General features: G+C 71.6%; 13 protein-coding genes. 7 read left to right on the top strand and 6 right to left on the bottom strand.

The annotated features are described in order from the left end of the window. Window positions 1-34: 34 nt before the first annotated feature. The 4 genes from B082_RS0121330 (at window position 35) to B082_RS0121315 (ending at window position 4,247) form a co-directional block, all read left to right on the top strand. Window positions 35-1,153 carry a membrane protein gene (locus B082_RS0121330; RefSeq protein WP_018553849.1) on the top strand — a complete coding sequence of 373 codons (1,119 nt, stop codon included), beginning with the start codon at window positions 35-37 and terminating at the stop codon, window positions 1,151-1,153. A 152-nt stretch (window positions 1,154-1,305) separates the two neighbouring features. Next, complete coding sequence (locus B082_RS0121325) at window positions 1,306-2,841, top strand: DUF2252 domain-containing protein (RefSeq protein WP_018553848.1); 1,536 nt, start codon at window positions 1,306-1,308, stop codon at window positions 2,839-2,841. Between the two features lie 58 nt (window positions 2,842-2,899). Beyond that, window positions 2,900-3,856: a J domain-containing protein gene (locus tag B082_RS0121320; RefSeq protein ID WP_026250029.1), complete on the top strand. Its 957-nt coding sequence runs from the start codon at window positions 2,900-2,902 to the stop codon at window positions 3,854-3,856. 46 nt (window positions 3,857-3,902) lie between these two features. Then, window positions 3,903-4,247, top strand: coding sequence for a rhodanese-like domain-containing protein (locus tag B082_RS0121315; protein WP_018553846.1), 345 nt, complete (start codon window positions 3,903-3,905; stop codon window positions 4,245-4,247). 139 nt (window positions 4,248-4,386) lie between these two features. On the opposite strand, the gene B082_RS0121310 is transcribed toward B082_RS0121315, so the two are convergent. From B082_RS0121310 to paaA, 6 genes are all read right to left on the bottom strand, one after another. Then, the gene (locus tag B082_RS0121310; protein ID WP_018553845.1) at window positions 4,387-5,616 is read right to left on the bottom strand and encodes an acyl-CoA dehydrogenase family protein; all 1,230 of its coding nucleotides are present in this window, start codon (window positions 5,614-5,616) and stop codon (window positions 4,387-4,389) included. Window positions 5,617-5,731: 115 nt separating this feature from the next. After that, window positions 5,732-6,790: a 2Fe-2S iron-sulfur cluster-binding protein gene (locus B082_RS0121305; RefSeq protein ID WP_018553844.1), complete on the bottom strand. Its 1,059-nt coding sequence runs from the start codon at window positions 6,788-6,790 to the stop codon at window positions 5,732-5,734. Beyond that, a complete protein-coding gene (gene paaD, locus B082_RS0121300) occupies window positions 6,791-7,291 on the bottom strand; it encodes a 1,2-phenylacetyl-CoA epoxidase subunit PaaD (protein ID WP_018553843.1) in 501 nt (166 codons plus the stop codon). Beyond that, window positions 7,285-7,986 (bottom strand): 1,2-phenylacetyl-CoA epoxidase subunit PaaC, encoded by a 702-nt coding sequence (gene paaC, locus B082_RS0121295; protein WP_018553842.1) that lies wholly within the window; start codon window positions 7,984-7,986, stop codon window positions 7,285-7,287. Before paaC ends, paaD begins: the two co-directional genes overlap by 7 nt. Continuing rightward, a complete protein-coding gene (paaB, locus tag B082_RS0121290) occupies window positions 7,983-8,273 on the bottom strand; it encodes a 1,2-phenylacetyl-CoA epoxidase subunit PaaB (protein ID WP_018101933.1) in 291 nt (96 codons plus the stop codon). The genes paaC and paaB overlap by 4 nt, the downstream gene beginning before the upstream one ends. Next, entirely contained in the window at window positions 8,270-9,274 is a 1,005-nt protein-coding gene (gene paaA / locus B082_RS0121285) for a 1,2-phenylacetyl-CoA epoxidase subunit PaaA (RefSeq protein ID WP_026250028.1), read from the bottom strand. The genes paaB and paaA overlap by 4 nt, the downstream gene beginning before the upstream one ends. 118 nt (window positions 9,275-9,392) lie before the next feature. Here paaA and B082_RS0121280 point away from each other — a divergent pair, with 118 nt between their 5' ends. From B082_RS0121280 to B082_RS0121270, 3 genes are all read left to right on the top strand, one after another. After that, window positions 9,393-10,226: a DUF5819 family protein gene (locus B082_RS0121280; RefSeq protein ID WP_018553840.1), complete on the top strand. Its 834-nt coding sequence runs from the start codon at window positions 9,393-9,395 to the stop codon at window positions 10,224-10,226. Between the two features lie 2 nt (window positions 10,227-10,228). Beyond that, window positions 10,229-11,473 (top strand): HTTM domain-containing protein, encoded by a 1,245-nt coding sequence (locus B082_RS0121275; protein ID WP_018553839.1) that lies wholly within the window; start codon window positions 10,229-10,231, stop codon window positions 11,471-11,473. A gap of 71 nt (window positions 11,474-11,544) precedes the next feature. Further along, window positions 11,545-12,240, top strand: coding sequence for a TrmH family RNA methyltransferase (locus B082_RS0121270; protein WP_420707692.1), 696 nt, complete (start codon window positions 11,545-11,547; stop codon window positions 12,238-12,240). Window positions 12,241-12,336: the final 96 nt, after the last annotated feature.

The raw sequence follows: 12,336 nt of genomic DNA, 5'->3' as shown, positions 1-12,336 counted from the left end.
AAAGCCAACCATCTATTGATCGTTTGGAGTACCCATGTCCGCAGGCCCGAGCGCCGCCGCCGGCTCCCCGGCGGGGGCGCTGCGTCACGTACTGAGCCACCTCGTCACACCGCTGCTGATGTGCGTCGGCATGGGACTGGCCTACCTCGGCGCCTTCCACACCCCGCAGCCGCACGAGCTGCGGGTGGACGTGGTCGGCTCGGGCCCAAGCGCCCAGGTGCTCGCGCAGACGTTGCAGGACAAGGGGGACGGGGCCCTGAACGTGCGTACCGTCGCTGACCGGGCGACAGCGGCCGGCCATCTGCGGACGCAGGCCAGCTACGGCGCCTACCTGCCGGGCGAGAACCCCGAACTGCTCGTCGCCACCGCCTCCTCCGACACCAGCGCGACGGTGGTCGAGAAGGTCTTCACGCAGGTGGCCGCCGAGCAGGGCTCCCCGCTGAAGGTGACGGACATCGCTCCCACGGCCGACGGGGACCCGACCGGCCAGGGGATCTTCTTCCTGCTGGTCGCCGTGAGCATCGGCTCGTACGCCTCCGTGGCCGTGATCGGCGGAGCCGGGGCGGTCCTGCGGCTGCGGGTACGGGCGGCGCTGGCGCTGGGGGCCTCGCTGGTGGTGAGCGTCATCGGGGCGGTGTTCGCCGGGCCGCTGTTCGGCCTGGTCGACCAGGGGCTCGCGGGCCTGTGGGCCATGGCGTGGCTCTATTCGGCGGGCATCCTGCTGATCGGAGTGGGGCTGCACACCTTCCTGAAGCGGTGGACCACGCTCGGGGTGATGGTGTTGTTCGTCATGCTCAACTTCACCAGTTCCGGCGGCATCTTCCGCCCCGAGCTGGAGCCCGGATTCTTCGGCGCGCTGCACTCCTTCTGGAACGGGGCCGGCTTCGTCGAAGGCGTCCGCAGCCACGTGTACTTCGGCGGCCACGCGCTGGGCGGGAAGGTGCTGGTGCTGGCCCTCTGGTTCGTCGCGGGGCTGGTGATGACGGGCCTCGCGGGCCTGGCCGAGCGGAAGCGCCGGGCGGCGGACGCACGGACGGCCCGGTCCGCGCCGACTGGGAAGCACTCGACGGCGCGGGAGCCGGCGGCTGTCGAGGAGGCGGTGGCGGCCGAAGCGGAGAAGGAAGAGGAGATGGAGGAAGCGGTGGGCGTCTGAGCCTCTGACCAGCGGGGGGACGGTCGGGTAGACGTTATCCACAGCCTTTGTCCACAGGGGCGGACGCCGATTGGTGTACGGCGGTACCGTCGTCGGCAGTTGATGTTGGGCGGGGGTCCGGCGACTGCGCCGGGCGGGGGAGGCAGCACGTCATGAACGGATTCGAAGTCACTTCGCCGCCGGTGGAACGGGTCGGTTCCAGTGGGGCGGAAGCCGCCGGCCCGCTCCGCGCCGGCGGGGGCGGACCGCGCATTCCGGCCGTGCCGGGCTTCGCGCGTCGCGCGGGTGCCGGTGTGGACGCGGAGGCGGGCGCGGACCCACGTGGCGGTGCGCTTCTCGCGAAGGTCGTGGGGGCGTCGAAGGAGAAGGGCAAGGCGCTGCGGGCGCGAGTTCCCAGGTCCTCCCACGCGACGTCGGCGATTCCTGCCGGGCGGCCCGACGCGGCGCGCGCGGTCGAGGAGTCCAACCGGGGCCGTGTCCCCGGACTCACGCCGATACGGGTGGGCCGGATGGCCGCCACCCCCTTCGCCTTCCTGCGCGGTTCGGCCGGGCTGATGGCCCATGACCTGGTGGGCACCCCCGCCACCGGGGTCACCGCCCAACTCTGCGGCGACGCGCACGCGGCCAACTTCGGGCTGTACGGCGACGCGCGGGGCAGCCTCGTCATCGACCTGAACGACTTCGACGAGACCGTGCCGGGGCCGTGGGAGTGGGACCTCAAGCGCCTCGCCACCTCGCTGGTGCTCGCGGGCCGCGAGACCGGTGCCGACGAGGACACCTGCCGCAGGGCCGCCCACGACACGGTGGGCGCCTACCGGCGGACGATGCGGCTGCTGGCCAGGATGCCCACGCTCGACGCGTGGAACGCCATCGCCGACGAGAAGCTCGTCTCCCACGCCGACGCACGGGACCTGGCCGGCACCCTGGAGCGGGTCTCCGCGAAGGCCCGCAACAACACCAGCGCACGCTTCGCGGCCAAGTCCACGGAGGAGTGCGAGGACGGCGGCCGCCGCTTCGTGGACGCGCCGCCGGTGCTGCGCCGGGTGCCGGATGCCGAGGCCGCGGCCGTGGCGGCCGGGCTCGGCGACTACCTGGGGACCGTCCCGGAGGACAGGGCGCCGCTGCTCGCCCGGTACGCGATCCACGATGTGGCGTTCCGGGTGGTCGGCACGGGCAGCGTGGGCACCCGTTCGTACGTGGTGCTGCTGCTGGACCACCGGGGAGAGCCGCTGGTGCTCCAGGTGAAGGAGGCCCGGCCCTCGGTCCTGGTGCCGCATCTGGCCGCCGCGGGGTTCGAGGTGCCGGAGGTCGCGCACGAGGGCCGGCGCGTGGTGCTCGGGCAGAAGCGGATGCAGGTCGTCAGCGACCATCTGCTGGGCTGGACGACCGTGGAGGGGAGGCCGTTCCAGGTGCGGCAGTTCAGGAACCGCAAGGGCAGCGTCGACCCGGCCGCGCTGGCCGCCGACCAGGTCGACGACTACGGCCGGATGACCGGTGCGCTGCTGGCGCGTGCCCATGCGCATACCGCGGACCCGAGGCTGGTCGCCGGTTACTGCGGCAAGAACGAGGAGCTGGACGAGGCGGTGGCGGCGTTCGCGGTGGCGTACGCGGACCGTACCGAGGCGGATCACGCGGAGCTGGTGCAGGCGATCGGGGCCGGGCGAATAGCCGCTGAGCTGGGGGTGTGACGCCTGCCGCGCCCACCGTGTGTCTCCGATGGGCGGGCCGGGGCCATACGCTGGACGGGTGACCCACGAAGCCGCCGGGGTGCCGACCACCCGGAACGACGATGAACCGCAGGCCGACGCACGTGCGGAAGGGGACGCCCCGGGCGCGCCGGATGCTGCGGGTACTCCGGACAGCCCCGGTGTTCCGGGTGCTTCCGGCGAGGGCGCCGGGGGCGCGGCTGCGGGGCCGGAGGCCGGTCAGGCGCGACCCGAGGCGCGGCTCGCGCACGCTGTCCGGGTGGCCGAGCAGGCGCTGATCGAGTTCGAGATCGCGGTGGAGACGTTCCGGGTCGAGGTGGAGAACTTCTCCCGGCTGCACCACCAGCGGCTCGGCCCGATGTACGCGCGGCTCGACGAGCTCGATGCGCAGATCGCCGAGGCACGTGCGGCCAGGACGGGCGACCCGGAGGACCTGCGCAAGGCGGAGGAGGCGCGGTCGATCGTGATGCCCATGCCCGGCGTGGACGAGCTGTTCCACGACTGGATGGACTCCGACGGACTGTCCCCCGAGGCGTCGGCGATGCTGACCGAACAGCCGGTGCGGCCCCCCAAGCGGGTCCGGCCCACCGAGGAGGTGCGCAAGCTGTACCGCGAGCTGGCCCGCAAGGCCCACCCGGACCTGGCCCAGGACGAGACGGAGCGGGCCAGGCGGGACGAGTTCATCGCGCGGGTCAACGCCGCCTACGGGCGCGGTGACGAGGCTCTGCTGAAGGAGCTGGCCCAGGAGTGGGCGGCCGGGCCGGTCGCCCCGCAGACGGAGCTGAGCGAGGCCGAGGAGCTCTACGCCCGGCTGAACTGGCTGACGCAGCGCAAGGAACTGCTGACGGAGCTGGCTCAGCAGTTGGAGGAGAGCGCGATCGGCGCCATGCTGCGGATGGCCCCGGACGACCCGGACCACCTGCTGGAGGAGATCGCCGAACAGCTGCTTGGCGAGGTTTCGCAGCGCGAGGCGGAACTCGCGGCTCTGGTGCAGTAGCGTTTTCGGTGACTTCGGAGCGCATCGACGAGAGAAGGCATGACCCATGAATTTCGGCCCGCTTCCCACGGTCGATGTCGCTGCCGTACCGGCGGACGGCCTGGTGCTGGACGTCCGGGAGAACGACGAGTGGGCGGCCGGACACGTCGACGGCGCCCTGCACATTCCGATGAGCGACTTCGTGGGCCGCTTCGGTGAGGTGACCGAGGCGGTGGAGGACGGCCGACGCGTGCACGTGATGTGCCGGGTCGGCGGCCGCTCCGCCCAGGTCACCCAGTACCTCGTGCAGCAGGGCATCGACGCCGTGAACATCGAGGGCGGCATGCTCGCCTGGGACGGCGCGGGCCGCCCGATGGTCACCGACAACGGGGCCCCGGCCTTCGTCGCCTGACGCGCCGCCTGCGGGGGCTGTGGGGCCGGCCGACAGGGCCTGCGTCGCGAGGGGCGGGGCCTGCGTCGCGAGGGGCGGGGCCTGCGTCGCGAGGGGCGGGGCTCAGTGTGCGGGCCCGGCGGGCAGGCGGGGGTCCGGCTCACACCGGCGGGTGGGCTGCCAGGAGGTCTGCCAGGGCCTCTTCGTGGGCCGCTGCGGATCCGAGCGACAGCTCGATCTGTTTCGCCCAGGCATGGAAGCGGTGCAGGGCGTACTCGGTGTCCGCGCCGAAGCCGCCGTGCAGGTGCTGAGCCGTCTGCACGACGCGTCGGACTCCGTCCGACGCCCAGATCTTCGCCACTGCCACATCGCCCGCCGCGGGCAGCTCGCCCGCTCCTCCCGTGGTGATCCGCCAGGCCGCCTGCCAGAGGGTCACTTCCATGGCGCGGAGATCGATGTAGCGGTCGGCTGCCTGTACGGCGACGGCCTGGAAGGTCGCCACCGGGAAGCCGAACTGCTCCCGCTTGCTCGTGTACTGGCTCGTCATGCTCAGCACCGCCTCGCCGAGCCCCAGCGCGAGGGCACAGGTCCCCACGGTGAGCAGGTCGCGGAGCCACTCCCAGGCGCCGGGCGCCTCGATCAGCTCGCCGGGCCCGACCCGCACCCCGTCCAGCCGGACCTCGCCGAAGAGCTCCCCGCTGGTGGAGACCTGCTCGGCGACGGTGACGCCCTCCTGGTCGCGCCGGACGAGCGCCAGGACGGCCCGGCCCTCCCCGCTCCCACCGCCCTCGGCGCCGGCCTCCCCCTGGGGGGCGGGGACGGCGCGGGCGGGGGCAGTGTGGGCGGGGATCGCGATCCAGTCCGCGGCCTGTGCCCACGGCACCGCCGACTGCACCCCGTCCAGCACCCATGCGGCGTTGCCCCGGCGGCCGTCCCCGGGAGCGTCCGGCCCGTCGTCCCTGCGCGCGGTGACGGCCCGCTCGGCCGGCTCGTGGCCGGTGCGCCCGTTGGCCCCGGCGGTGAGCACCAACTCGCCCCGGCCGACGCGGGGCAGCAGCTCCGTGACCGGACCCCCGCCCGCGTACCGCTGGAGGGTCATGGTCACCGCGCACGTCTCCAGCAGAGGCACGCGTGCGAGGACCTTCGCGGACTCGCGGAGCACCAGGCAGATCGCGATGAGGTCGAGCCCCGCCCCGCCGTGCCCCGGGGCCAGCGTGAGGCTCAGCAGGTCGGCGGCGGCGAGCCGGGACCACAGCGGCCGGTCGATGTCCTCGGCCACCGCACCCGGTACGAGCGCGGGGCTGGGCACCGCATCGGGTGCGACGCCGGACAGGACCGCGCGCGCCGCCTCGACGGCCGCCTGCTGCTCCTCGGTGAAAGTGAAGTCCACTGTTCCGGCCTCCCGTGAACGTGGGCTCTTGGCCCGACTGACCCGATGTGACGGGGCGTCAAGATAGAACACGTTCTATGAGAAGGGAACAGGAGGACGCCGGTATGGCTCGTGGTCAGCGGTCGAAGTCGAGCTCCACCTCCTCGGTCACCGGGTGCGACTGGCAGGCCAGCACGTAGCCCACGTCCGTCTCCTCCGGCTCCAGGGCGAAGTTGCGGTCCATCCGTACCTTCCCCGCCACCAGGAAGGCCCGGCACGTCCCGCAGACCCCGCCCTTGCACGCGTACGGCGCGTCCGAGCGGCTGCGCAGCACCGTCTCCAGCAGCGACTCGCCCTCCGCGACCGGCCACTTGCCCGACCGCCCGTCGAGGGTCGCCGTCAGCGTGCTGCCGACTGGGGCCTCGACCCGGGGGCCGGCGGGGGCTGCCGGTGCCTCGTCGACGTGGAAGATCTCCTGGTGGATGCGGGAACGGTCCACGCCCAGCCCGTGCAGCGCGTCCTCGGCCGACCGGACCAGGCCGAGCGGGCCGCACAGATACCAGCCGTCGATCTCTCCCACCGGCAGCAGGGCGGGCAGCAGTCCGGAGAGCCGTTCGCCGTCCAGCCGGCCCGAGGGCAGGCCGGCCTGCTGCTCCTCCCTGGACAGGGCGGTGACCAGCTGGAACCGGTCCGGGTAGCGGTCCTTCAGGTCGGCGACCTCGTCCAGGAACATGGTCGAGGCGGCCGTCCGGTCGCTGCGGATCAGGCAGAACCTGGCATCCGGCTCGCGGGCGAGCAGGGTGGCCGCTATGGACAGCACGGGAGTGATGCCGCTGCCGCCTACGATTGCCGCGAACTGACCGGCGCGGGGCTCCAGTACGAAGCGGCCCATCGGGGGCATCGCCTCGATCGTGTCGCCGACCAGCAGCTCCTTGAGCGCGTACGTCGAGAACGCGCCGCCGTCCACGAGCCGGATGCCCACGCGCAGCGCCGGAGCGGCCGGTTGCTCGGTGGCCGGGGCGCAGATCGAGTAGGAGCGGCGGATCTCCTTGCCGTCGACGGTGTAGCGCACGTTGAGATGCTGGCCGGGCTTGTGCCGAAAGGTCTTGTGCAGGTCCGGCGGCACGGCGAAGGTGACGGCCACCGAATCGTCCGTCAGGCGCTCGATCCCGCTGACCCGGAGCGGATGGAACATCTACAACTCCTTGAAGTGGTCGAACGGCTCGCGGCACGCCACGCAGCGGCGGAGCGCCTTGCAGGCGGTGGAGGAGAACCGGCTCAGCAACTCCGTGTCGGTGGAGCCGCAGTGCGGGCAGCGCACGGACAGGGTGACCGGCACCGGGCCGCCGGAGGCGGCGTCGTGAGGCCGAGGCGGCGCTATGCCGAACTCGGCCAGTTTGCGGCGCCCTTCGGCGGTGATGTCGTCCGTCGACCAGGCCGGGGACAGGACCGTCTCCACGGATACCTCGGGCACGCCGTAGTCGTGGAGCACGCGCTCGATGTCCGTGGACATGGCCTCTATCGCCGGGCAACCGGTGTAGGTCGGCGTGAGCTTGACCGTGACCCGGCCCGGCTCGGTCACCTCCACGCTCCGGACCACGCCCAGGTCCTCCAGCGTCAGCACGGGCAACTCCGGGTCGGGGACCGAGCCCGCCAGCCCGAGCAGCTCCTCCTCAAGGGGCGTCCAGGTCACCATGACGCCCCCGGGTGGCTGCGGTGCAGGTGCTGCATTTCGGCGATCATCCGCCCGAAGGACTCGGTGTGGATGCCCTGCCGGCCCGCACCCGCTGTCCAGGCGCCGGACCGCGGCCCCGAAGGCACCGTCAAGGTCGCCCGCTCCAGGACGGTGGTGACGGTCTCCAGCCAGCGGTCGTGCAGTGCCTGCCAGTCCACGTCCACGCCTTCGACCGGCTGGAACAGCTCGCCGGTGAAGCGCCACAGCGCGTCCACCGCGCGCTGCATCCGCTCGTGGCTCTCGTCCGTCCCGTCGCCGAGGCGCAGCGTCCACTGCTCGGCGTGGTCCCGGTGGTAGGCGACCTCCTTGACCGCCTTGGCCGCTATCCCGGCGAACGCGCCGTCGCCTGCGGCCAGCTGCTCGTACAGCCCTTCCTGATGGACCGAGAAGTAGAGCTGTCGGGCGATGGTGTGGGCGAAGTCGCCGTTCGGCTGTTCGACCAGCTGGACGTTGCGGAAGGCGCGCTCCTCCCGCAGATAGGCCAGTTCGTCCTCGTCACCCACGAGCGAGAGCAGCAGCCGGGCCTGGCCCAGCAGATCCAGGGCGATGTTGGCGAGGGCCACTTCCTCCTCCAGCACCGGGGCGTGGCCCGCCCACTCCCCCAGCCGGTGGGACAGCACCAGCGCGTCGTCGCCGAGGGCGAGGGCCGCGGTCACAGGTGCTTCACCCCGTCCGGGATCTCGTAGAACGTCGGGTGCCGGTAGGGCTTGTCACCGGCCGGTTCGAAGAAGGAGTCCTTCTCGTCCGGCGAGGACGCCGTGATCTGGGCGGAGGGCACCACCCACAACGAGACCCCCTCGGACCGGCGGGTGTAGAGGTCGCGCGCGTTGCGCAGGGCCATCTCGGCGTCCGGCGCGTGCAGGCTGCCGGCGTGGGTGTGGGAGAGGCCGCGCCGCGAGCGGACGAACACCTCCCACAGCGGCCAGTCCGTCGAGCTGCTCATGCTGTCGCCTTTCCATTCGGTACGACCGTGTGTTTGGCCGCGTACGCGGCGGCGGCTTCGCGGACCCAGGCGCCTTCCTCATGGGCCCGGCGGCGCTGGCCGAGGCGCTGCTCGTTGCACGGGCCGTTGCCCTTCAGGACCTCCTGGAACTCCGTCCAGTCGATCGCGCCGAAGTCGTGCTGTCCGCGCTCCTCGTTCCACCGGATGTCGGGGTCGGGGAGGGTGAGGCCGAGGGCCTCGGCCTGGGGGACGCAGATGTCCACGAAGCGCTGCCGCAGCTCGTCGTTGGAATGCCGCTTGATCTTCCAGGTCATCGATTGCGCCGAATGCGCGGAGGCGTCGTCGGGCGGGCCGAACATCATCAGGGACGGCCACCACCAGCGGTTCACCGCGTCCTGGGCCATCTCGTGCTGTGCGGGGGTGCCGTTGCTGAGAGCGAGGAGCAGTTCGTAGCCCTGGCGCTGGTGGAACGACTCCTCCTTGCAGACGCGGACCATCGCGCGGGCGTAGGGGCCGTAGGAGCAGCGGCACAGGGGGACCTGGTTGGTGATTGCGGCGCCGTCCACCAGCCAGCCGATGGCGCCGACGTCCGCCCAGGTCAGCGTCGGGTAGTTGAAGATCGAGGAATACCGCTGACGGCCCGCGTGGAGCTTGTCGAGCAGTTCGTCACGTCCCGTGCCCAGCGTCTCGGCGGCGCTGTACAGATACAGGCCGTGGCCCGCCTCGTCCTGCACCTTGGCCATGAGGATGGCCTTGCGGCGCAGCGAAGGGGCGCGGGTGATCCAGTTGGCCTCGGGCTGCATGCCGATGATTTCGGAGTGGGCGTGCTGGGCCATTTGCCTGACCAGCGAGGCGCGGTAGGCGTCGGGCATCCAGTCGCGCGGCTCGATGCGCTCGTCGGCCGCCACCGCGGCGTCGAAAGCCGCCTGCAAGGCCGCGTCGGCCCCCTCCGCCCCGCCCTCTGTCGCCTGCGCTGTCTGGCCCGCAGTCACCGCTGCCATCCCGGACTCCCTACCGACCGATCGTTCGGTTCAATGACTTCAATGGTGAGTCTGCGGCCCGTAGGGTGTCAACCCTGTGGATAACTGACTGACCAAGATCGGTGTGGATCGGGGCGGGATGGATTCGGACGACGACCGGGGCGCCGATGGGATCAGCGGGGCGGCCCCCGCTGTCGCGGCGTCCACCGGGGAGACCTCCGCCGCCGGGGTCTTCGCCGCGGAGGTTCCCGTTGCCGAGGTTCCGGTTGCCGGAGCCCTCGGTGCCGGGGCCGGGGACTGCGAGGCGCCCGTGGTGGTCGGTGGAATGGCCGGGCTCTCGTTTCCGTACCAGGTCGCAGCCGCCGTCGCGCTCGCGGTGTGCGGGGTGATCGCCTGTGTCCAGCTGGCCATGGTCTTTCTGCACGTCGCGCCCTCCAACACACTGACCAAGCAGCACGGCGCGGCCGTCGACGAGTGGATCTACCCCGAGTTCGAACAGAACTGGAAGCTCTTCGCCCCCAACCCGTTGCAGCAGAACGTCGCCGTGCAGGTGCGTACGGAACTGGCAGGTCCTGACGGCCCCCGCACCACTGCATGGACGGATCTCTCCGCCGAGGACGGACGGGCGATACGCGGCAATCTGCTGCCCAGCCACGTCCAGCAGAACGAACTCCGCCGGGCCTGGGACTTCTACGTCGGATCGCACGACGACCAGAACCGGGCCAACGGCCTGCGCGGCAGCCTCTCCGAGCGGTACGTCCGCCGCCTCGTGATGCTGCGTCTCACCGGGCACCACGACGGCGAGACCATCCTGCGCATCCAGGTCAGGTCGGAGGTGCGGGCCGTCGCGGCGCCCGAGTGGAGCGACGAGAAGATCAGCACCGGCCCGTCCTACCGCGTACTGCCCTGGTGGAAGGTCGAGGCGGCCGATGTGCCCAAGGGCACGGCCGGCTACGAGGGGGCGGACCAGTGAGCATGCCCCGCCCCGACCGCGGGCTCGCCCGTGGTATCCAGCGCGTCACCGCCTCGGCCCTGGGGCCGTACCAGAGTGCCGTCATCCGAGTCGGCTTCTCCGCCACCTACCTCCTGTTCCTGCTGAGGGAGCTGCCCCACCGGCACGAGATGTACGGGCCCGACGCGCCCTGGAGCTGGGACCTGGCGCAGCAGCTGATATCGGGGAACCAGGCCTTCACCGCGCTCATGTGGACGGACAGCGCCCTCTGGTTCGAGATCGTCTACGCGCTGGCGCTGGTCTCGGCCGCGCTGCTGACGGTCGGCTGGCACACCCGCGCCACCTCCGTCGTCTTCATGGCCGGAGTCCTCTCGCTGCAGAACCGCAGCATCTTCATGGGCGACGGCGGCGACAACGTCATCCATCTGATGGCCATCTACCTGGTGCTGACCCGGTGCGGGCAGGTCTGGTCACTGGACGCCCGCCGCGCGCGGCGGGCCGAGGCCGCCGTGGCGGACGGGGAGGGGACCGGGCGACGGCGGGTGCCGGGAGAGGCGGCGGGGGTACTGCTGTGGGCGGTGCTCGGAGCCGTTCTGCTCGGGGCCACGGTGGCGGACGGTCTGGGCGGAACCCTATGGCTGCCATTCCTTCTGTGGGCCCTGTGGATCGGCCAGGGGGCCTGGTGGGCCGTGAACCGGAAGGCGCCGCGCAGCGAGCTGCGTACCCTGCTCGACGTCATCGCCAACCTCGCCCACAACGCCACGCTCTTCGTGATCATGGCCGAGGTCTGCCTGATCTACGCGACCGCCGGCTGGTACAAGATCCAGGGCTCGCGTTGGCAGGACGGCACGGCGCTGTACTACCCGCTCAAGCTCGACTACTTCACCCCGTGGCCCTCCCTCTCGGGCCTCCTCGCCTCCAGCGGTGTCATGGTGATGGTGCTGTCGTACGCGACCGTCATCGTGCAGGTGGCCTTTCCCTTCACACTGTTCAACCGGCGCGTCAAGAACGTTCTGCTCGGCGCGATGATCTGTGAGCACCTCGGGATCGCGCTCCTGCTGGGCCTGCCGTTCTTCTCGATGGCGATGATCGCCGCGGATGCCGTCTTTCTGCCGACCGTCTTCCTGGTGTGGCTGGGTGGCAGGGTCACCCTCGGGCGGCAGCTGCTGTTCCGGCGGCGCGGAAAGGTCCCCGCCCAGCGGGGCGCCGCCGAGGACCTGGAGGCACCGGCGGTCGATGGCGGCGGGAGCCATACCCTCGTCGGGTGAGCAGCGAGACCGGCAGCACCGGTGAGACCAGTGGTACCAGCAGGAGCGGTGGGCCTGTGGCGGATACGCCTGTGGTGAGTGGGCCGGGTGATGTGGACCGTGAGTCGGGCGGTGGGTCGGGCGGAGCCGAGCCCGCGCAGTACGACGAGGGGTTCGGGACGCAGGTCGGCGTCGGGCCGCATCCGCTGCCCTGGCCCGAGGACGAGCGGTACGACCCCGAGCTGCTGGCCCAGGGCGACCGGCGCAACGTCGGCGACCAATACCGCTACTGGACGCGGGAAGCGATCGTCGCCGACCTCGATCTGCGCCGGCACGACTTTCACGTCGCCGTGGAGAACTGGGGCCACGACTTCAATATCGGGTCCGTTGTGCGTACGGCCAACGCCTTTCTCGCCAAAGAGGTGCACATCGTGGGGCGGCGGCGTTGGAACCGGCGCGGGGCGATGGTCACCGACCGGTACCAGCACGTCCGCCACCACCCCGACACCGTGAGCCTGACCGCCTGGGCCGAGGCCGAGGGGCTGCCGATCATCGGGATCGACAATCTGCCAGGAGCGGTGCCGCTGGAGCGGACGGAGCTGCCTCGGCGGTGTGTGCTCCTGTTCGGGCAGGAGGGGCCGGGGCTGACGGAGGAAGCGCGTCGGCATGCGGCGATGGTGTGCTCGATCGCGCAGTTCGGGTCGACGCGGTCGATCAACGCGGGGGCGGCTGCGGCGATTGCGATGCATGCGTGGGTGGGGCGGTATGCGGTGATTTCTGGGGGGTGAGGGTGGGGGTTCCTGCCCTTGGGGGGCCGTGTTGTGCGTGGTGTCTGGTGGGGGTGGGGGATGGGGTGGGGGTGCTGTGTGGGTGGGGCGCCTGCG

The sequence above is a fragment of the Streptomyces sp. ATexAB-D23 genome (genome assembly GCF_000373645.1).
GTDB classification, from domain to species: Bacteria; Actinomycetota; Actinomycetes; order Streptomycetales; family Streptomycetaceae; genus Streptomyces; species Streptomyces castrisilvae.
This window is presented reverse-complemented; position numbering and strand designations above follow the sequence as displayed.

What these genes read in the sequence shown, in the direction of transcription:
- B082_RS0121325 (WP_018553848.1), top strand. Translation starts at nt 1,306, where the DNA reads ATGAACGGATTCGAAGTCACTTCGCCGCCGGTGGAACGGGTCGGTTCC.
- paaD (WP_018553843.1), bottom strand. Translation starts at nt 7,291, where the DNA reads ATGGTGACCTGGACGCCCCTTGAGGAGGAGCTGCTCGGGCTGGCGGGC.
- B082_RS0121315 (WP_018553846.1), top strand. Translation starts at nt 3,903, where the DNA reads ATGAATTTCGGCCCGCTTCCCACGGTCGATGTCGCTGCCGTACCGGCG.
- B082_RS0121305 (WP_018553844.1), bottom strand. Translation starts at nt 6,790, where the DNA reads ATGTTCCATCCGCTCCGGGTCAGCGGGATCGAGCGCCTGACGGACGAT.
- paaB (WP_018101933.1), bottom strand. Translation starts at nt 8,273, where the DNA reads ATGAGCAGCTCGACGGACTGGCCGCTGTGGGAGGTGTTCGTCCGCTCG.
- B082_RS0121275 (WP_018553839.1), top strand. Translation starts at nt 10,229, where the DNA reads ATGCCCCGCCCCGACCGCGGGCTCGCCCGTGGTATCCAGCGCGTCACC.
- B082_RS0121330 (WP_018553849.1), top strand. Translation starts at nt 35, where the DNA reads ATGTCCGCAGGCCCGAGCGCCGCCGCCGGCTCCCCGGCGGGGGCGCTG.
- paaA (WP_026250028.1), bottom strand. Translation starts at nt 9,274, where the DNA reads ATGGCAGCGGTGACTGCGGGCCAGACAGCGCAGGCGACAGAGGGCGGG.
- B082_RS0121280 (WP_018553840.1), top strand. Translation starts at nt 9,393, where the DNA reads ATGGATTCGGACGACGACCGGGGCGCCGATGGGATCAGCGGGGCGGCC.